The following is a 20,354-nucleotide window of genomic DNA, read 5'->3' on the forward strand; positions in this document are numbered from 1 at the left end:
GAGCTTATAGTGAAAATTTCCCCCTCTTTGATGTGCATGGATCTGGCGAAATTCCAGGAACAGATCGCTTTTATTGACCAGCACGCGGACTACTTCCACATCGACATTATGGACGGCCATTTTGTCCCCAACCTGACGCTGTCACCGTTCTTCGTCGGCCAGGTTAAGAAGCTTGCCAGCAAGCCGCTTGACTGCCATTTAATGGTGACCCGCCCGCAGGATTACATCAGCCAGCTGGCGCAGGCCGGGGCGGACATTATTACCCTGCACCCGGAAACCATTAACGGCCAGGCCTTCCGCCTGATCGAAGAGATCCGCCGCCACGGCATGAAAGTCGGCCTTATTTTGAACCCGGAAACCCCTGTCGAGGCGATGAAATATTATATTCATAAGGCAGACAAGGTGACGGTGATGACCGTTGATCCAGGATTTGCCGGCCAGCCGTTTATCCCTGAAATGCTGGAAAAGGTGGCCGAGCTAAAGGCCTGGCGCGAGCGCGAAGGGCTGAGCTACGAGATTGAGATTGACGGCTCCTGCAACGCGGCAACCTATGAACGACTCATGGCCGCCGGGGCAGATGTGTTTATCGTTGGTACCTCCGGGCTGTTTAACCACGCCCGGGATATCGACGAGGCCTGGCAGGTGATGAGCGAGCAGATCCTGGCGGCCAAAAACGAGGTTATGCCCCATGCCAAAACCGCTTAACGTGGTGGCCGGAGTGGATATGGGCGCCACCCATATCCGGCTCTGCCTGCAAGATGAAGCCGGAGAGGTGCTGCACTGCGAAAAGCTGCGTACCGCAGAAGTGATCGCGGGCGGCGTGGTGTGCGGAATAGCTAAACTGTTGGGGGCTCAGCTCGACAGGCTGAACGCCCGCTGCCGGGGAATGGTGATGGGGTTTCCGGCGCTGGTTGGCAAAGACAGGCGCACGATTATTTCCACGCCCAACCTGCCGCTTAGCCCCGCAGAACTTGGTGAGCTGGCCGGTAAGCTTGAGGATGCCCTCGGCTGTCCGGTTGAATTTTCACGTGATGTGAACCTGCAGCTCTCGTTTGACGTCGCGCAGAATGGCCTTCAGCACCAGCAGGTACTTGGCGCTTATCTCGGCACCGGCATGGGTTTTGCCATCTGGCTTAACGGCGCGCCCTGGACCGGAGCGCACGGCGTGGCCGGGGAGCTGGGGCATATTCCGCAGGGCGATATGCAGTTAACCTGCGGCTGCGGTAATGCAGGTTGCCTGGAGACGGTTTGCTCCGGGATTGCGCTTAAGCGCTGGTACGATGCCAGCCCGCGCAGCTATGAAATTGGCGAGCTGTTTAACCACGCGCAGCAGGAGCCTTTTGTCATTGCCCTGCTGGCTCACGCCGCACGCGCTATCGCCACCAGCGTCAACTTGTTTGACCCGGACGCGGTTATCCTCGGCGGCGGCGTAATGGATATGCCCGCTTTCCCTCGCGAAGCGCTGGTCGCACAAATCAAACAACATTTGCGCCGCCCGCTGCCTCACGACTCCGTGTGTTTTATTGATGCTTCATCGTCGTCGTTTAACGGCGCTCAGGGCGCGGCTACGCTTGCCCGCTCCTGCTTCCTGCCCGCGCTTTATGTAGCGCCTCAGCAAGCTGCGCTCGGGTAAAGGGCTTACGCAAGAGTTCCACGTCGGGCAGCCGCTTCTCGCTGCGCCGTAGATCCTGGCCGCTTATCAACAACAGGCTCAGATGGGGATGAGCGACGCGGGCCGAGTGGAGCACATCGGCCCCGCTAAGCTCGCCGGGCAACATTAAATCGCTGATAACAATACTGATGTCCGGCACTTCGGCCATCAGCCGCAGCGCCTGCTGGCTATCGCCCGCTTCCAGCGTCAGGTAGCCGAGCTGGTGCAGCTGCTCGCAGAGGGTCTGGCGCACGTCGGGCTCGTCTTCCAGCACCATCACAAGTTGGTCGGAAATATCGTCCAGCCTGCCCGGCGCGGGCAACGCTTCCGCCAGCTCAAGAGAAGGCGCACGCGGCAGTTGCAGCCGAACCTGTGTGCCTTTGCCCGGTTCGCTATCTATTTGCACCCGCCCGCCGGACTGACGCACGAAGCCGTAAACCATCGACAGCCCCAGCCCGCTTCCGCTCCCGGTTTGCTTGGTGGTAAAGAACGGTTCAAATACCTGAGCCTTTACCTCCGCGGTCATGCCGTGGCCGCTGTCTGCGACCTCCAGCACAACCATGTCCTGCTTGCGCCCTTCTCCCCGCACCACACGCTGGTTCCAGGTGCGAATTTTAATTTCGCCGCTGCGCCCTTCCATCGCATCTCGGGCGTTCATCACCAGATTAATAATCGCGTTTTCCAGCTGGTTAACGTCTATCCACGCGGGCCAGGCGGGCTGCTGGGCTTCAATCGTTAGCGTTAACTGAGAGGGCAGCGAGTGACGCATCAACGGGTCAAGATTATCTAGCAGGCTTTTCATCGCCACTGCTCGCGGGTGAAGCGACTGTTTGCGGGAGAAGGCCAGCAACCTTTGGGTGAGCTGCGCGCCACGCTCGGCGGCTTTGAGCGCCCGTGAAATGCGCACCGCATCAGGTGAATCGGTAGCGGTCAGCTCCAGGCTGCCGATAATGACCGCCAGCAGGTTATTAAAATCGTGCGCCAGCCCGCCGGTAAGCTGCCCCACGGCCTTCATTTTTTGGCTATGAACCAGCGCCTCTTCCAGCGCTTTGCGTTCGCTGCGCTCAAGCACCACATTGACCATACCCCGCCCTGGAACCGGGCTGAAGCGTAGCTCAATGGTACGATCATCCTCCAGCCTTAACTCCTGCGGTTTTGGCAGCGGCCGCGAGAGATTCCCCAGAATATGCTCCTGAAGCGGCCTCACCTGTTTGAGCAAGCCAAGATAGTGCTGCCCACGCTGTAGCCGGTGGGGTTCAAGCCCCAGCAGCAGCGGATATTGCTGATTCCAGACCACCAAAAAACCCTCGCTGTCGAACAAGGCAAAACCGTCACGCATGGCATGGAACGTGGTTTCCAGCAGGGTGCTTTTCTCTTTTAACAGCCGGGATGTGTGCTCCAGCGAAGCCGTGTTGCGGGCAAAAACGTTAAACGCTCTGGCCAACTCGCCAAGCTCGTCGCGGCGCTGCTGGGCGGGCACGCTCACCTCTTTCTCGCCCTTTGCCAGGCGCGTCATGGCCTGGGAAATCGCCGTTAAGTTAGAACCAAGGTTGCGGTAGATATACCAGCCTGCAAACCCGGTTATCACCAGCGCCAGCAGGGCAAACAGGCCGATAAAGGCGATAATAGACTGCAAATCTTTATGGCTCTGCTGGCTGCGCTGCTGCGACTCCTCCCCGACTTTTTGCACGTACAGGTTGATGTCCTGATTTAGAAACGCCACCAGCGCCTTGATGTGGTACATATGCCAGGCGATGCCTAAGTCGCTCTCCTCAAGCTGGGCCGAAAGCGGCGGCAGCTCGCGCAGACCGGCGCTGAACTGCTGAAGAATTTTGTCCGCCAGCGGGTACGACGCCTGCTCGGGCAGTTGCCGCATGACCTCGCTGAGCTGCCGCACGGCGGGCCTCGGGGATGAAGATTGAATCGCTACCAGCAGCAGGCGATCCATCTGTTTCAGCAGGTCGGCATCGGGTACATTCAGCCCTTCACGCTCGTTAATCTCCTGAAGATGCTCAAGATAGCTCTGGTTTTGATACAGCGCACTCAGCAGCAGGTTGCGCTGCAAATGGCGGCGATGGCCCATCACCAGCATATTGGTGACGCTGCTTTCCAGCTCGTTGCTGCGTTCGATAATGCGGCTAACCAGCTGCGGCTCGCGGGCGGCAAGCGGTGCGTTGGCTAAATGAGAAAGCGAGTTTTGCAGCGCCAGCTGGGTTTGCTTCAGGCTTGCGGCCTCGCTTTGGTATTCCAGCGCGCCCACAACCTGAGACAGCCGTACCGCCGCCGTCGCCACGTTTGCCGTATCACGCGCCAGCTCCATGCTGCCCGACATATCGCTCAGCGTTTGCCCCTGCACCTGCTCCTGAATACGGCTGGCGTGCTCAAAGCCGAGAACCGCCATCGCACATACCATTAGCGTCACCGCTACCACCAGCAAATTGAAAAACAGCAGGCGGCCACGAGCGCTGGCGAAAAAGGCGGTGCGGGGTTGGGTCATAGAGGCTCCGTGGTTGTTTATGCCCCCTCACCCTAACCCTCTCCCCCAGGGGAGAGGGGAAAAAAGAGGTTGCCTCTCCCCTGGCGAAGTGGAGAAAGATTAGCGCGCCGCTTTTCCCCCTCTCCCTTTCAGGGAGAGGGCCGGGGTGAGGGTCAAGCATTCACTCCAGTTAAGCATTGCACGGATTTTGATAAATATTCCCGCACCGGTAATGTGATCCAGGTTAACTATTCAACTCTATGACAATTATGAACGGCCGCTGACATTTTGTGTTTACCGGCGTGTGGTTGACTGGCAACTCCCGATAATCACAACAGGCGGCGCGCTATGAGCAGAGTCCCCATTCTGGAAATGCGCAATATTGCCAAATCTTTCGGCAAATTTTATGCGCTAAAAGGCGTCGACTTAACGGTCTTTCCCGGCGAAATCCACGCTCTGATGGGCGAGAACGGCGCAGGAAAAAGCACTCTGATGAAAATCCTCGCCGGGGCCTATATCGCCACCAGCGGCGAGGTGCTGATTGACGGCCAGCCCTATGCCATCAAAGGCCCAAAAGACGCGCTGAAGGCCGGTATCACCCTTATCTACCAGGAGATGCAGCTGGCCCCAAATCTGACCGTTGCACAGAACATTTTCCTCGGCAGCGAGCTGGCGCGAGGCGGGCTGGTGCAGCGTAAAGAGATGCTGATCCAGGCTCAGGCGGTTATCGACCGCCTTGGCGCACAGTTCAAAGCCAGCGACCTGGTAATGAAGCTGACCATTGCCGAACAGCAGCAGGTCGAAATCGCCCGTGCGCTGCACCGCAACAGCCGCATTCTGGTGATGGATGAGCCCACCGCTGCGCTCTCTTCACGGGAAACGCACCGCCTGTTTGAGCTTATTTTGCGGCTGCGCGATGAGGGCATGGCGATTATCTATATCAGCCACCGCATGGCCGAAATCTACGAACTGTCTGACCGGGTGAGCGTGCTGCGCGACGGGCAATATGTCGGCAGCCTGACGCGTGAAAATCTCAACGCCAGCGAGCTGGTGCGCATGATGGTTGGCCGCCCGCTTAGCGACTTGTTTAATAAAGAACACAATATTCCGCTTGGCAGCCCGCGCCTTAACGTCCATCACCTGACGGACAACGGGAAAGTCCAGCCCGTCAGCCTGCATGTACGCTCGGGGGAAATCGTCGGACTGGCGGGGCTGGTCGGCGCAGGCCGTTCGGAGCTGGCGCAGCTGATCTTTGGGGTACGCAAAGCAACGGGCGGATCGATTGAGATCGACGGCGAACCGGTCAACCTTCACTCTCCACGCGAGGCGATTCGCCACGGCATCGGTTTTTTGACCGAAAACCGTAAAGAGCAAGGGCTGTTCCTCGAACTCGCCGCGCAGGACAACATCACCATGGCAACGCTGGAGCGCGACGCGCACTTCGGCATGCTCGACCGTAAAAAAGCACAAACCATTTCCGACGACGCCATCAGCCTGCTCAACATCCGCGTGCCGCATGCTCAGGTAAGGGCCGGCGGCCTTTCCGGCGGGAACCAGCAGAAGCTATTGATTTCGCGCTGGGTCGCCATCGGCCCGCGTATTCTGATCCTCGATGAGCCAACGCGCGGCGTTGACGTCGGCGCCAAAAGCGAGATTTATCGCATCATGAACCAGCTGGCACGCCAGGGCGTTGCCATTCTGATGATTTCCAGCGAGCTGCCCGAAGTGGTCGGCATGAGCGACCGGGTATACGTCATGCGGGAAGGCAGCATCGCCGGGGAGCTGCTGCGCCACGACATTACTCAGGAAAATATTATGACGCTGGCTACCGGCGTGACCGAGGCCCATAAGAAAGAGGTTCATCATGACTAATTCAGGCACCCAACCTGCGGCTAAGTCCGCCTCGCTGAAGAAGGCGCTGTTTGGCGATTTGCTACAAACCGTCGGTATTTTGCCGATTCTGGTGCTTATCATCGCCGTTTTTGGGTTTATCGCGCCAAACTTCTTTACCGAGTCTAACCTGCTCAATATCGCCCGACAGTCGTCAATCAATATCGTGCTGGCCGCAGGGATGACGTTCATTATTCTCACCGGCGGCATCGACCTTTCCGTGGGGTCGATTCTGGGCACCACGGCGGTCACCGCGATGGTGGTTTCGCTGATGCCGGGCTGGGAAGGGCTTTCTATTCCGGCCGCGCTGCTGATGGGAACCGGGCTTGGCCTGTTTAACGGCATGCTGGTGGCCTGGGCCGGGCTGCCGCCGTTCATCGTCACGCTGGGCACCTATACCGCGCTGCGGGGCGCCGCTTACCTGCTGGCGGACGGCACAACGGTTATCAACTCCAATATTAACTTCGAGTGGATCGGCAACGCCTATCTTGGCCCGATCCCGTGGCTGGTGGTCATCGCCTTGCTGGTTATTGCGGTGTGCTGGTTTATTCTGCGCCGCACCACGCTCGGGGTTCATATTTACGCGGTGGGCGGCAATATGCAGGCGGCCCGCCTGACCGGCATCAAGGTCTGGCTGGTGCTGCTGTTTGTTTACGGCATGAGCGGGCTGCTGTCGGGACTCGGCGGCGTGATGAGCGCCTCGCGCCTCTATAGTGCCAACGGCAACCTCGGTATGGGTTATGAGTTGGACGCGATTGCCGCGGTTATCCTCGGCGGCACCAGCTTTGTGGGCGGCATTGGCACCATCACCGGCACGCTGGTGGGGGCGCTGATTATCGCCACTCTCAATAACGGTATGACGCTGATGGGCGTCTCCTACTTCTGGCAATTGGTGATCAAAGGGGCGGTGATCATCATAGCGGTGCTGATCGATAAATACCGTACCCGTCACCATCAAAGTGCATAACAACAAAACCCTACGAGTGAGGAAAACAGCATGCGTTTGAAACCGATAGTTACCGCGTTACTGGCTGGTGCGATGATCGCTGGCGCACCGTTCGCTCAGGCGAAAGAGTTAAAGTCGATCGGCGTGACGGTGGGCGATCTGGCCAACCCGTTCTTCGTGCAGATAACCAAAGGTGCCGAGCTGGAAGCCCGAAAACTGGCGGGCGATAACGTGAAAGTGACGCTGGTGTCCAGCGGCTACGATCTTGGTCAGCAGGTGGCGCAGATCGATAACTTTATCGCCGCGAAGGTGGACATGATTATCCTGAACGCCGCCGATTCTAAAGGCATCGGCCCGGCAGTGAAGCGGGCGAAAGAAGCCGGGATCGTGGTTGTGGCGGTTGACGTAGCGGCAGACGGTGCCGACGCGACGATCACCTCGGATAACACCCAGGCGGGGCAAATGGCCTGTAAATACATAGCCGACCGCCTGAAAGACAAAGGCAACGTAGTCATCATCAACGGGCCGCCAGTTTCCGCCGTGCAAAACCGCGTTGAAGGCTGTGAAACCGAGTTCAAAAAACACCCGGACATTAAGATCCTCTCCTCCAACCAGAACGCTAAGGGCAGCCGTGAAGGCGGCCTCGAAGTGATGACTTCTCTGCTGGCGGCGAATCCGAAGATCGACGGCGTATTTGCGATTAACGATCCGACGGCGATCGGTGCCGATCTGGCAGCTAAGCAGGCGCAGCGTAATGAATTCTTCATCGTCGGCGTGGACGGCAGCCCGGACGGCGAAGAAGCGCTGAAACGCGGCGGCGGCTCGCTTTTTGTTGCCACACCGGCTCAGGATCCACAGGTGATGGCGGCGAAAGCAGTAGAGATTGGTTACGACATTCTGCAGGGCAAACCCGCGCCGAAAGGCCCGGTGCTGATCCCGGTGACGATGATTGATAAGAATAACATCGGCACTTACAAAGGATGGACGGTGAAATAATTTTCCCCTTACCCCTGCCCTCACCGTAACCCTTCCTGGCTTGCGGTGAGGGCCATATCAAAGGGAGGCCAGATGAAACGCTCCGAGGTTAATCAGTTTCTTAATCAAACTCGCCAATTTTTTGCGCGCCATGACATTCAGCTTCCTCCGTTTGCCAGCTTCACGCCGCAAAAGTGGCAACAGCTCGACCCTCTCTGCTGGCAGGAAGTTTTCGACCTGAAACTGGGCTGGGACATCACCGCCTTCGGCGGCAGCGACTTTCTCACCATGGGACTTACACTCTTTACCCTGCGAAACGGCTCGCCTGAAGGATCGCCTTATGCCAAACCCTACGCCGAAAAGGTGATGCACGTCCGTGAGAATCAGCTTACGCCGATGCATTTCCACTGGTGTAAGCAGGAAGACATCATCAACCGAGGCGGCGGGAATCTTATCGTCGAACTGTGGAATTCTGACCCATTTGAACAACCCGAAGAGTCGGACATCAAAGTAGTGATTGACGGTTGCCGTCAGACGCACGCCGCAGGCAGCCAGCTCCGCTTGTCTCCGGGGGAAAGCATCAGCCTGTTGCCGGGGATTTACCACAGTTTCTGGGGCGAGGCAGGCTACGGTGATGTGCTGGTCGGCGAGGTTTCGATGGTTAACGACGACGAGCACGACAACCGCTTTCTGGAGCCTCTCGAACGCTTTAATTCACTTAGCGAAGATCAGCTGCCGGAAATATTACTCTGCAATGAATATCGCCACTTTATTTAACAAAATTAAATAAGTCGTGAGTGAAACAGGTAAAGGGATTAATTTAAATTATCTATTAATTATTTTTTGCGAGTTATGTTTCATAAAAATGTAATTTCGCCAAAACAAATTACATCTGCAATTTAAATAAGAATAACAGTAAACTAGCAGGTGGGTGCTTAGGGCTTTCGGTCCTGAGCAAAGTAATATCAGTGAGGGAATAAAAGAAAGCCCCGGGCAACTTTCGTTAACCCGAGGCTACCCCTCAACCCAGCAAGTTGAGGTTAGCCTCTTACCCGCTGCAAAGCAAGGAGTAAAAGGCATGAAGCACAGAGAACTGGTTTTCGGCTGCCTGTTAATTATTTGTATAACGTTAATAGCGCTAACTTTATTATCACGTAGCGATCTTTGCGAAGTGAAAATGAAAAACGACAACCAGGAAATAATAGCCAAGCTTGCCTGCTCTATTCGGTAAGACTAACCGGGCGGAGTTATTTTCTCCGCCCGACCTGCCGGGAATACGGGAACGCCTTAAGCACCCATCTTATTACGCTAAGTTATTTTCTGTATGAATAATATCAGCGGCAAAAACATATCCGACTCCGCGTATTGTGCGGATTAACGTGGGCTGGTGAGGATTCACCTCTATTTTGCGCCGCAGCCGCATAATCAGCACATCAATGGTTCGGTCGAACACCTCAAGGCTTTCGCTATGGGTTAGCTCAAGCAGCCTTTCCCTGGAAAGTACCTTGCGGGCGTTCTGCACCAGCGACAGCAGCAGTCCATATTCGCCCTGGGTGAGATCAACCTGCTGCTGTTGAGCGTTCATTAGCTGGCAGCGCCCGGTGTCCAGCCGCCAGCCGTTAAATTGCAGGCCGCTGGTTTTAGCGCCGCTGCTTTCCAGCGCCAGCGCCCCGCTGCGCCTGAGTACAGCTTTCACTCGGGCAACCACTACGCGGGCATTAAACGGTTTTGCGATGTAGTCGTCCGCGCCCATTTCCAGCCCTACCACCACATCCGACTCGCTTCCCATACCGGTAAGCATCACGACCGGCAACGCCGGACGCAGTTTTTGTACCTGCTGGAGCACCAGTAGGCCGTTGGTGTCCGGCAGCATCATATCCAGCAGGATAAGCGCGATGGCAGGCTGCCCGGCAACGGTTTCCACGGCCTCATTTCCGGTGTGGCACACCAGCACATCAAAAACGTGCTCATTGAGCACGTCGCGCAGTACGTCGCAGATGGCCGTATCGTCATCCACCACCAGGATTGCAGGTTTCATTATTTTCTCCGGAGGTGAGCGTTCTTCTAAGTGTGAGCGATTGTTGATTGCGCGCCGGATAAATAACACAAACGCGTGTGGAAATTTCTATCACTGTCACAAATGCCGGGGGCTTCGACACGTCATTTCTGACGACGAGCCTGCTTTCGTCATATTTTTAACCCATCGGCCCCGAAACAGCCGCCCAATAGCCCTTTACTTGTTGTGGCATAGATAATGCATTCAGAGGTGCACGGATGCGACGGCGTTCCCGTCGTCGTACTCAAATTACAGCACTGACTGGAGCAACATGATGGAAAAAGTCGTCACGGTTTGCCCCTATTGCGCCTCGGGTTGCAAAATAAACCTGGTGGTGGATAACGGCAAAATCGTCAGGGCGGAAGGCGCTCAGGGAAAAACTAACCGGGGAGATCTGTGCCTGAAAGGCTATTACGGTTGGGATTTTATCACTGACACCAAAATTCTTACTCCGCGCCTTAAAACACCTATGATTCGCCGCGAGCGCGGCGGCAAGCTGGAAGCCGTTTCCTGGGATGAAGCCCTGGATTACGTCAGCTCACGCCTGAGCGCTATCAAAGCAAAATACGGCCCAAATGCCATCCAGACGACCGGTTCGTCACGCGGCACCGGGAATGAAACCAACTATGTAATGCAAAAATTTGCGCGCGCCGTTATTGGAACCAATAACGTCGATTGCTGCGCGCGTGTCTGACACGGCCCTTCGGTTGCAGGTCTGCACCAGTCGGTCGGAAATGGCGCGATGAGTAACTCAATCGTCGAGATTGAGGATACGGATTTAGTCTTTGTATTCGGGTATAACCCGGCAGTTTCACACCCTATCGTCGCCAATCGTGTGATTAAGGCGAAGCAGAAAGGGGCACAGATTATCGTTGTCGATCCGCGAAAAATCGAAACTTCGCGCATCGCCGATATGCATTTACGCTTGCGGAACGGCTCTAATATTGCGCTGCTCAACGCGATGGGCCACGTCATTATTGAAGAGAAACTCTACGACAGCGCCTTTATCGCTTCACGTACCGAAGGTTTTGATGAGTATTGCAAAATCGTCGAAGGCTATACGCCTGAGTCGGTAGAAGAGATAACCGGCATCAGCGCCGCAGACATTCGCGCCGCCGCGCGTATGTACGCCAAAGCTAAAACGGCCACCATCCTTTGGGGCATGGGCGTAACCCAGTTCTACCAGGGCGTGGAAACCGTCCGCTCGCTGACAAGCCTGGCATTAATGACCGGTAACCTCGGCAAGCCTAACGTTGGCGTTAACCCGGTTCGCGGCCAGAACAACGTTCAGGGCGCATGCGACATGGGCGCACTGCCGGACATGTACCCCGGCAACCAGTACGTCAGAGACCCGGAAACGCGCAGCAAATTTGCCGCCGCCTGGGGAGTGGACGCTCTGCCGGAACAGAACGGTTACCGCATCAGCGAGATGCCGCATAGGGTCGCCCACGGCGAAGTTCGCGCCGCCTATATTATGGGCGAAGATCCGCTGCAAACGGACGCCGAGCTTTCCGCCGTGCGCCAGGCTTTTGCCGACATGGAACTGGTGATTGTGCAGGATATCTTCATGACTAAAACAGCCTCCGAGGCCGACGTTATTTTACCGTCAACCTCATGGGGCGAGCATGAAGGCGTGTTCACCGCAGCCGACCGCGGCTTCCAGCGCTTCTTCAAAGCGGTTGAACCGAAGTGGGATCTGAAAACGGACTGGCAGATTATCAGCGAAATCGCTACCCGTATGGGCTACCCAATGAGCTATAGCAACACCCAGGAAATCTGGGATGAGCTGCGCCACCTGTGCCCGGACTTCTACGGCGCAACCTACGAGAAAATGGGCGAACTGGGCTACATCCAGTGGCCGTGCCGCGATACGTCCGAAGCGGATCAGGGAACCTCTTATCTGTATGAGAGCAAATTCGAGCGCCCTAACGGCCTGGGCCAGTTCTTCACCTGCGACTGGGCTCCGCCTATCGATCGCGTTAGCGAAGAATATCCGATGGTACTCTCTACGGTGCGCGAAGTCGGCCACTACTCCTGCCGTTCGATGACCGGCAACTGTGCGGCTCTGGCGGCGCTGGCCGACGAACCAGGATACGCCCAAATCCACGCTGAAGATGCCGCAAGACTGGGCATTGAGGATCAGGCGCTGGTGTGGGTGAGTTCGCGCAAAGGTCGGGTTATCACCCGCGCAGAGGTCAGTGAACGCCCTAATAAAGGGGCCGTTTATATGACCTATCAATGGTGGATTGGCGCCTGTAACGAACTGGTGGCGGAAAACCTTAGCCCGATAACCAAAACGCCGGAGTACAAGTACTGCGCCGTGCGCGTTGAGCCGATTGCAGATCAGCAGGCCGCCGAGCAGTACGTGATAGATGAGTACAGCAAACTGAAGGCCCGTCTGCGCGAGAGCGCGAGGGGATAATACATCCCCTCACCCTAACCCTCTCCCCATAGGGGAGAGGGCCGGAGTGAGGGGCTTTACTTAACTGCTCGCTTTACTGTCAAACTTACCAAAAAGCTCGCGCTCATAGGCCCGGGCTTTTTTACTGTCGAACTTGTGTTCCCATTTAGCAATAACCAGCACCGCCAGCGCATTCCCGACCACGTTCAGCGCGGTACGCGCCATGTCGAGAATTCGGTCAACACCGGCAATAAACGCCAGCCCTTCCAGCGGAATACCTACGCTCCCAAGCGTTGCCAGCAGCACGACAAAAGAAACGCCCGGTACGCCAGCAATCCCTTTCGAAGTCACCATCAGCGTCAGCACCAGGATTATCTCCTGCCACAGCGACAGTTCAATGCCGTACAGCTGGGCGATAAAGATAGCCGCGATGCTCTGATAAAGCGTTGAGCCGTCGAGGTTAAACGAATAGCCGGTTGGCACCACAAAACTCGTTATCGACGCCGGAGCGCCATAGGCTTCCATCTTCTCAATAATGCGAGGCAGTACGCTTTCCGAGCTGGCGGTTGAGTAAGCCAGAATCAACTCATCCTTCAGAATGCGCATCAGGATAGTAATTTTCAGCCCGCAGAGACGCGCCACCGCACCCAGTATCACAAACGCGAAGAAGATAATGGCGACATAAACCAGCACCACCAGCTTCAGCAGAGGCCAGAGCGAAGCGAACCCAAAGTTCGCCACGGTAACGGAAATCAGCGCAAAAACGCCGACCGGCGCATAGCGCATTACCATATGCGTGACTTTAAACATGGTTTCGGAAATAGAGCGGAATACGGTAACCAGCGGCTCGCGGTGGGTCGCCGGTAGCGATGACAGCCCCAGACCAAACAGCACCGAGAAGAAGATTATCGGCAGCATTTCACCCTTCGCCATCGAGGCGATGATATTGGTCGGCACCAGAGACAAAATGGTGCCCATCAGGCCGTGAGCATGGCTTTGAACATCCTGGGCGGTGCTCTGGTATTTCGAAATATCCACGGTAGCAAGCTGCGACATATCAATGCCGTGACCCGGCTGGAACACATTCGCAAGCGTAATGCCCAGAATGATGGCAACCGTCGTGATCACTTCGAAATAAATGATGGTCTTCGCCCCAATTCGGCCAAGCTGTTTTGCGTCGCCAACGCCTGCGATACCGACCACCAGGGTAGAAATAACAATCGGCACGACGATCATTTTGATCAGGTGAATGAAGATATCACCCGCCGGTGACAGCAGGTTAGCAACCAGCCACTCTCGGCTATCACTTTGATAATGAAGAAAACTTCCTAGAATAATGCCCAACACCAGCGCGAGCAAAATTTGCCAGGCCAGGCTGATTTTAAAGTTTTTCATAACGACTACAGTTCCTCAAAAAAGCGCCATTCCCATGCTGTTGACCAAGGAGAACGTCACAAACTGAAAGGGGGTATGACAAACGTCAGGTGTTACGTGGGGTTTTTTAAAGCTCGGTATCAGTATCATCCCGATAGCATGCTATGCAACCATTCATTTTCAGAGCTATACACTCACATTCTTTACACAAATAGGATTTTCATCGAGCTTATCACCATAACCTATTGTTATGGAAAAAGTTTTACTATCAATTTTCGCAATAATCATCAAAAGCAATTATTTCTTACGATTCATCCGTTTGAACATTTTTTACGCAATAATTTTAATGCGTGATCTGCCGCCCAAAAAGTAAACAAAGCTGCCAATACCCCTACAATTAACGTTTGTGTGACATATTATTAACATCCTAAAGGAGAAAAAAAGCCATGAGCCAAGTACACAAACATGCTATTCCCGCAAACATTGCGGACCGTTGCCTGATAAATCCGGAGCAGTACAAAACGCTGTATCAGCAGTCGATACAGGAGCCTGATGAATTCTGGGGCCAGCAGGGTAAAATCCTCGACTGGATAAAGCCCTACAAAAAGGTGAAAAACACCTCTTTCGCGCCGGGAAACATCTCTATCAAGTGGTATGAGGATGGTTCGCTCAATTTAGCGGCGAACTGCCTCGACAGGCACCTGGAAGAACGAGGCGATCAAACTGCAATTATCTGGGAAGGTGATGACGCAACTCAGAGTAAAAACATCACCTATCGCGAACTACATCGCGATGTCTGCCGTTTTGCCAACACTCTGGTAGACCTGGGGATTAAAAAGGGTGACGTCGTTGCTATCTACATGCCAATGGTGCCTGAGGCAGCCGTAGCGATGCTGGCCTGCGCGCGTATTGGTGCGGTGCATTCCGTTATCTTCGGCGGTTTCTCACCTGAAGCGGTTGCCGGGCGTATTATCGACTCAAGCTCGAAGCTGGTTATCACCGCCGACGAAGGTGTTCGCGCGGGGCGTTCCATCCCGCTGAAAAAGAACGTCGACGACGCGCTGAAAAATCCAAACGTCAAAACCGTTGAGCACGTTGTGGTCCTGAAACGTACCGGCGGCAAAATTGACTGGCACCAGGATCGCGACCTGTGGTGGAGCGACCTGGTCGCCAACGCCAGCGACCAGCATCAGCCGGTAGAGATGAATGCCGAAGATCCGCTGTTCATTCTCTACACCTCCGGCTCCACCGGTAAACCAAAAGGCGTACTGCACACCACCGGCGGCTATCTGGTTTACGCCGCAACCACCTTCAAATACGTTTTTGACTACCATCCGGGCGATGTTTACTGGTGTACCGCCGACGTCGGCTGGGTCACCGGCCACAGCTACCTGCTTTATGGCCCGCTGGCCTGCGGCGCAATTACGCTGATGTTTGAAGGCGTGCCAAACTGGCCGAAGCCAAACCGCATGGCCCAGGTGGTAGACAAGCACAAAGTGAATATTCTCTACACCGCGCCAACGGCTATCCGTGCCCTGATGGCCGAGGGCGATAAAGCAACCGAAGGCACTGACCGTTCCTCCCTGCGCATTCTTGGCTCGGTAGGCGAGCCGATTAACCCGGAAGCCTGGGAGTGGTACTGGAAGCACATCGGCAATGAAAAATGCCCGGTGATGGACACCTGGTGGCAGACGGAAACCGGCGGCTTCATGATTACCCCGCTGCCGGGCGCGACCGAGCTGAAAGCCGGTTCAGCAACCCAGCCGTTCTTTGGTGTTCAACCTGCGCTGGTGGACAACGAAGGCAACCCGCTGACTGGCGCGACCGAAGGCAACCTGGCGATTACCGACTCCTGGCCGGGCCAGGCCCGCACGCTGTTTGGCGATCATGAGCGCTTCGAGCAGACCTACTTCTCCACCTTCAAAAATATGTATTTCAGCGGAGATGGCGCACGCCGCGACGAAGACGGTTATTACTGGATAACCGGCCGCGTGGATGACGTGCTCAACGTTTCCGGCCACCGCCTCGGCACTGCGGAAATCGAATCTGCCCTGGTTTCGCACCCTAAAATTGCCGAAGCCGCCGTTGTCGGCATCCCGCATAACATTAAAGGCCAGGCGATTTACGCCTACGTCACGCTGAACCACGGCGAAGAGCCTACACCGGAGCTGTATACCGAAGTACGCAACTGGGTTCGCAAAGAGATTGGCCCGCTTGCCACGCCGGACGTACTGCACTGGACCGACTCGCTGCCAAAAACCCGCTCCGGCAAGATAATGCGCCGCATTCTGCGCAAAATTGCCTCCGGCGATACCAGCAACTTGGGAGACACCTCAACCCTCGCCGACCCTGGCGTGGTAGAGAAACTGCTGGAAGAAAAACAGGCTTTAACCATGCCTTCATAACTCCCCACCCTAACCCTCTCCCGCTCAGGGAGAGGGAATAATAATTACCTACCTTACCTCTGGAGACTCTGTGATGAATGACACCATTTATCAGCGGATAGAAAGCAGTGCGCATTTCAGGGAGCTGGTCACTAAAAGGCAACGGTTTGCCGCCATTCTGTCACTGATTATGTTATTGATTTACGTTGGTTTTATTCTGCTGATCGCTTTTGCGCCAGCGTGGCTCGGTACGCCCTTGCATCCGGGCACCAGCGTGACGCGCGGCATCCCTATCGGGATAGGCGTTATCGTCATCTCTTTCCTGCTCACCGGTATTTACGTCTGGCGCGCTAACGGCGAATTTGACCGCCTGAACAAAGAAGTGCTGCGCGAAGCGGGGGTTAAATGAAACGTTTACTTGCGGTTTCTACCGCCCTGCTGCCCACCGGCGCTTTAGCCGCCGACGCCATAACCGGTGCCGTTCAGCGCCAGCCAACTAACTGGCAGGCGATTATCATGTTCCTGATATTCGTCGCTTTCACGCTGTACATTACCTACTGGGCTTCTAAACGCGTTCGCTCTCGCAGCGATTATTACACCGCTGGCGGGAATATCACCGGCTTCCAGAACGGGCTGGCGATTGCCGGCGACTTTATGTCTGCGGCCTCGTTCCTCGGGATTTCGGCGCTGGTTTATACCTCCGGCTACGACGGGCTGATTTACTCGCTTGGTTTCCTGGTCGGCTGGCCCATTATTCTGTTTTTGATTGCCGAACGCCTGCGCAACCTCGGCCGCTATACCTTCGCCGATGTTGCCTCGTACCGCCTCAAACAGGGGCCTATCCGCACGCTTTCCGCCTGTGGTTCGCTGGTGGTCGTGGCGCTTTATCTCATTGCCCAGATGGTCGGCGCCGGTAAGCTCATTCAGTTGCTGTTCGGCCTCAACTACCACATTGCGGTAGTGCTGGTTGGCGTCCTGATGGTGATGTATGTCCTGTTCGGCGGCATGCTGGCCACCACATGGGTACAGATTATCAAGGCGGTGCTGCTGCTGTTCGGCGCAAGTTTTATGGCCTTTATGGTGATGAAGCATGTCGGCTTTAGCTTTAATAACCTGTTCAACGAAGCCATGGCGGTTCACCCTAAAGGTGCGGCCATCATGAGCCCCGGCGGGCTGGTGAAAGACCCGATATCCGCCCTGTCTCTTGGCCTTGGCCTGATGTTCGGCACCGCCGGTTTGCCGCATATCCTGATGCGCTTCTTTACCGTGAGCGACGCTCGTGAAGCGCGTAAAAGCGTGTTTTATGCCACCGGTTTTATGGGTTACTTCTACATCCTGACCTTTATTATCGGTTTTGGCGCCATTATGTTAGTGGGCGCAAACCCGGCGTTCAAAGACGCCGCTGGCGCGCTGATTGGCGGTAACAATATGGCGGCGGTTCACCTCGCCGATGCGGTTGGCGGCAATCTGTTCCTCGGCTTTATTTCTGCCGTTGCCTTCGCCACTATTCTGGCGGTCGTTGCGGGTCTGACGCTTGCCGGTGCTTCTGCGGTTTCTCACGATCTTTACGCCAATGTGTTCCGCAAAGGTGCTTCAGAGCGCGACGAGCTGAAGGTGTCGAAAATTACCGTGCTGGTGCTCGGCGTGGTCGCCATTCTGCTGGGGATTTTGTTTGAAAATCAGAATATTGCCTTTATGGTCGGGCTGGCATTCTCGATTGCCGCAAGCTGTAACTTCCCGATTATCCTGCTGTCGATGTACTGGTCGAAGCTGACCACGCGCGGCGCGATGGTGGGCGGCTGGCTGGGTCTTCTGACCGCGGTGGTGCTGATGATCCTCGGCCCGACGATTTGGGTGCAAATACTAGGCCATGAGAAAGCGCTGTTCCCGTATGAATACCCGGCTCTGTTCTCTATTCTGGTGGCCTTCGTCGGGATCTGGCTGTTCTCAATCACCGACAATACGGCGGCAGGTAAGCTTGAGCGCGAGAAATTCCGTGCGCAGTTTATTCGTTCCCAGACCGGCATCGGCATCGATCAGGGCCGTGCCCATTAGTAAGTAAGCGCTTACCGGGGCAACTCGCCCCGGTAGGTTAAAACATCAGCAGGCTAACGAGCGGCGCAACCAGCACCGTCACCACGCCGGAAAGCATCATCACCAGGCTGGCAATCACCCCTTCCTGAGGGCCAAGCTCGTAAGAGCGTGCGGTTCCCGCCCCGTGAGAGGCCGCGCCAAACCCGGCACCTTTAGCAATCCCTTCCCGAATCGACAAGCGCAAAAACAGTACGTCTCCCACCGCCATGCCAAACACGCCGGTGATGACCACAAACAGCGCCACCAGCTCTGGCTCTCCGCCAATGGGTTTTGCCGCCGCCAGGGCAAAAGGCGTGGTAATAGAGCGCACAGCAAGACTGCGCTGAATGTCGTCCGGCAATGTCAGCAGCCTCGCCAGCCAGATTGAGCTGGTTACCGCCACAACCATCGCGGTCATCACCCCTGCGGTGAGCGACATCCAGTGGCGTTTAATTACCCTGAGGTTGTCATAGACCGGCACCGCGAAGGCGATAGTGGCAGGCCCCAGCAGCCACAGCAGCCAGTGCGCCTCCCCCATATAATTGCTGTAGGAGATATGCCCAAAAATCAGCATCGCCACCAGCAGCAGCGGGGTAAAAACCAGCGGCATCAGCGGCAATTTGCGAAAACGGCGGTAAAGGCGTTTGTTGGCAAAATAGAAAATGAGCGTCACCGCCAGGCACAGCAGGCTAAGCTGGAAATTAGTCATGTTTAGTCTGCCTGCGGGCTTCGCGCGCCAGTTCAAAGCGGTAAACTTTTTCCACCACCCACGCCGTGCTGCCGAGCACCAGCAGCGTGCTGACCGCAATCACCACGAAGATGCGCCAGCCGTCCACCATAAGCAGTTGGGCGTAGTTAACTACCGCGACGACCGCCGGTACAAAGAACAGCAGCATTTCCGCCAGCAGCCACTTTGAGCCTTCTCGTACCCATTTCAGCGGCACGATGCGGAAAATAATCAACGCCAGTAACAACAGCATGCCAACCAGGTTGGCGGGAAGCGGCAAGTGCCCCCAGGCCACAAGCTGTTCGGCAAAAACAAAAAGCCCGGCGTACAGCGCGACCTGGACGGGAACCCGCAGGCTATGAATTACAGCAGGCGTAAAACGACCTAACGCCAGAGCCATGATATGCATTCTCCAAAAAATACCAGCCACGATTATAGATAGCGGTTAATCGCTACTGAAATGAATTAAAATCATTGCATGCATAGTCAACAGGAATAGTTATGGACATCAGAACGCTGCGTTACTTCGTTGAAGTGGTACGCCAGCAGAGCTTCACTCGCGCGGCGGAGAAGATGTTCGTCACCCAGCCGACCATCAGCAAGATGCTGCGTAATCTCGAAGATGAGCTGAACTGTACGCTGCTGATCCGCGACGGCCGCCGCCTGTTGCTTACCGATACCGGGCAGGTGGTCTTCCAGCGCGGGCTGGCTATTCTGGCCGAGTTCCGCCAGCTGGAAGCCGAGCTTAACGACATCAAGCAGCTCACCAACGGCGTATTACGGCTGGGTATTCCACCGATGGTCGGCACCCTGATGACCGGCCCGATTGGCGTTTATCAGCATCGTTATCCCGGCGTTGAATTTAAGATCTCCGAGTTTGGCGGCCTGACTGTCCAGCAGGCTGTACTTAACGGCGAGCTGGATTTAGCGGTCACCGCCATGCCGGTTGAGGACGAAAGCGTCTTCACCGTGCTGCCGCTGTTTCGCCACCCGCTTTGCGTGCTGGTACCCCGCTCAGGCCCGTGGCTGGGCCGCACCAGCGTTGACCCGGCGGAACTTGCCGAACACCCGCTGCTTATTTACAACGAAGATTTTTCCCTTAGCCGCCAGCTGATGCAGCTTTTTGAGTCCCACGGGTTTACGCCGCGCATCGCGGTACGCAGCGGTCAGTGGGATTTCCTGGCCGCAATGGTCCAGGGCGGCGTGGGCATAGCCATCCTTCCCGAACCTATCTGCCAGAAGCTGGATCACACCACGCTGATGTGGCTCCCGCTGAACAGCGATTTAAGTTGGCAACTGGGCATGATTTGGCGCGAAGGGGTTTATATTTCGCAGAGCGCGCAGGCGTGGATAGATTGTTGCAGAGAGTTCTGGCCCGCGCTTGAGGCAGGCCAGAACTAA

The 20,354-nt window shown here is 55.9% G+C and carries 17 protein-coding genes; 12 read left to right on the forward strand and 5 right to left on the reverse strand.

Going from position 1 to position 20,354, the window contains the following annotated elements; translation table 11 throughout:
* Positions 1-9 precede the first annotated feature (9 nt).
* Together alsE and alsK are read left to right on the forward strand one after the other, a co-directional pair.
* Complete coding sequence (gene alsE / locus FOC35_RS07205) at positions 10-705, forward strand: D-allulose 6-phosphate 3-epimerase (RefSeq protein ID WP_172568552.1); 696 nt, start codon at positions 10-12, stop codon at positions 703-705.
* Positions 689-1,633 (forward strand): allose kinase, encoded by a 945-nt coding sequence (alsK, locus tag FOC35_RS07210; RefSeq protein WP_172568553.1) that lies wholly within the window; start codon positions 689-691, stop codon positions 1,631-1,633. Before alsE ends, alsK begins: the two co-directional genes overlap by 17 nt.
* On the opposite strand, the gene FOC35_RS07215 is transcribed toward alsK, so the two are convergent.
* Positions 1,566-4,148: an ATP-binding protein gene (locus tag FOC35_RS07215; RefSeq protein WP_172568554.1), complete on the reverse strand. Its 2,583-nt coding sequence runs from the start codon at positions 4,146-4,148 to the stop codon at positions 1,566-1,568. The two genes, alsK and FOC35_RS07215, sit on opposite strands and share 68 nt — an antisense overlap.
* Before the next feature lie 327 nt (positions 4,149-4,475).
* On the opposite strand from FOC35_RS07215, the gene FOC35_RS07220 reads away from it, so the two are divergent.
* The 5 genes from FOC35_RS07220 (at position 4,476) to FOC35_RS22935 (ending at position 9,169) form a co-directional block, all read left to right on the forward strand.
* Positions 4,476-5,999: a sugar ABC transporter ATP-binding protein gene (locus tag FOC35_RS07220; RefSeq protein ID WP_172568555.1), complete on the forward strand. Its 1,524-nt coding sequence runs from the start codon at positions 4,476-4,478 to the stop codon at positions 5,997-5,999.
* Positions 5,992-6,984, forward strand: a complete 993-nt coding sequence (locus FOC35_RS07225) for a ribose ABC transporter permease (protein WP_016517477.1) — start codon at positions 5,992-5,994, stop codon at positions 6,982-6,984. The genes FOC35_RS07220 and FOC35_RS07225 overlap by 8 nt, the downstream gene beginning before the upstream one ends.
* Positions 6,985-7,014: 30 nt before the next feature.
* Positions 7,015-7,959 carry an ABC transporter substrate-binding protein gene (locus FOC35_RS07230; protein WP_172568556.1) on the forward strand — a complete coding sequence of 315 codons (945 nt, stop codon included), beginning with the start codon at positions 7,015-7,017 and terminating at the stop codon, positions 7,957-7,959.
* A 72-nt stretch (positions 7,960-8,031) separates the two neighbouring features.
* Entirely contained in the window at positions 8,032-8,715 is a 684-nt protein-coding gene (locus FOC35_RS07235) for a D-lyxose/D-mannose family sugar isomerase (RefSeq protein WP_172568557.1), read from the forward strand.
* 301 nt (positions 8,716-9,016) lie between these two features.
* A complete protein-coding gene (locus tag FOC35_RS22935) occupies positions 9,017-9,169 on the forward strand; it encodes a Hok/Gef family protein (RefSeq protein ID WP_071704069.1) in 153 nt (50 codons plus the stop codon).
* A 72-nt stretch (positions 9,170-9,241) separates the two neighbouring features.
* Here FOC35_RS22935 and FOC35_RS07245 read toward each other — a convergent pair whose 3' ends face one another.
* Positions 9,242-9,976: a response regulator gene (locus FOC35_RS07245; protein WP_172568558.1), complete on the reverse strand. Its 735-nt coding sequence runs from the start codon at positions 9,974-9,976 to the stop codon at positions 9,242-9,244.
* A 292-nt stretch (positions 9,977-10,268) separates the two neighbouring features.
* Between FOC35_RS07245 and fdhF the strand changes: the two genes are divergently transcribed.
* The gene (fdhF, locus tag FOC35_RS07250) at positions 10,269-12,416 is read left to right on the forward strand and encodes a formate dehydrogenase subunit alpha (RefSeq protein ID WP_083478377.1); all 2,148 of its coding nucleotides are present in this window, start codon (positions 10,269-10,271) and stop codon (positions 12,414-12,416) included.
* A 60-nt stretch (positions 12,417-12,476) separates the two neighbouring features.
* On the opposite strand, the gene gltP is transcribed toward fdhF, so the two are convergent.
* The gene (gene gltP / locus FOC35_RS07255; RefSeq protein WP_016517470.1) at positions 12,477-13,790 is read right to left on the reverse strand and encodes a glutamate/aspartate:proton symporter GltP; all 1,314 of its coding nucleotides are present in this window, start codon (positions 13,788-13,790) and stop codon (positions 12,477-12,479) included.
* A 425-nt stretch (positions 13,791-14,215) separates the two neighbouring features.
* Here gltP and acs point away from each other — a divergent pair, with 425 nt between their 5' ends.
* From acs to actP, 3 genes are all read left to right on the forward strand, one after another.
* A complete protein-coding gene (gene acs / locus FOC35_RS07260; protein WP_172568559.1) occupies positions 14,216-16,174 on the forward strand; it encodes an acetate--CoA ligase in 1,959 nt (652 codons plus the stop codon).
* Between the two features lie 73 nt (positions 16,175-16,247).
* The gene (locus tag FOC35_RS07265) at positions 16,248-16,562 is read left to right on the forward strand and encodes a DUF485 domain-containing protein (protein WP_172568560.1); all 315 of its coding nucleotides are present in this window, start codon (positions 16,248-16,250) and stop codon (positions 16,560-16,562) included.
* Complete coding sequence (actP, locus tag FOC35_RS07270) at positions 16,559-18,208, forward strand: cation/acetate symporter ActP (RefSeq protein WP_172568561.1); 1,650 nt, start codon at positions 16,559-16,561, stop codon at positions 18,206-18,208. Before FOC35_RS07265 ends, actP begins: the two co-directional genes overlap by 4 nt.
* 37 nt (positions 18,209-18,245) lie before the next feature.
* Here the strand turns inward: actP and FOC35_RS07275 are convergent, their stop codons facing one another.
* Both FOC35_RS07275 and FOC35_RS07280 read right to left on the reverse strand, forming a co-directional pair.
* Complete coding sequence (locus FOC35_RS07275) at positions 18,246-18,935, reverse strand: LrgB family protein (RefSeq protein ID WP_016517465.1); 690 nt, start codon at positions 18,933-18,935, stop codon at positions 18,246-18,248.
* Positions 18,928-19,353 carry a CidA/LrgA family protein gene (locus FOC35_RS07280; RefSeq protein WP_039899072.1) on the reverse strand — a complete coding sequence of 142 codons (426 nt, stop codon included), beginning with the start codon at positions 19,351-19,353 and terminating at the stop codon, positions 18,928-18,930. Before FOC35_RS07280 ends, FOC35_RS07275 begins: the two co-directional genes overlap by 8 nt.
* A 101-nt stretch (positions 19,354-19,454) precedes the next feature.
* On the opposite strand from FOC35_RS07280, the gene FOC35_RS07285 reads away from it, so the two are divergent.
* Complete coding sequence (locus FOC35_RS07285) at positions 19,455-20,354, forward strand: LysR family transcriptional regulator (RefSeq protein WP_016517463.1); 900 nt, start codon at positions 19,455-19,457, stop codon at positions 20,352-20,354.

The organism is Cedecea sp. FDAARGOS_727 (assembly GCF_012273235.1).
Classification (GTDB): domain Bacteria; phylum Pseudomonadota; class Gammaproteobacteria; order Enterobacterales; family Enterobacteriaceae; genus Cedecea; species Cedecea davisae.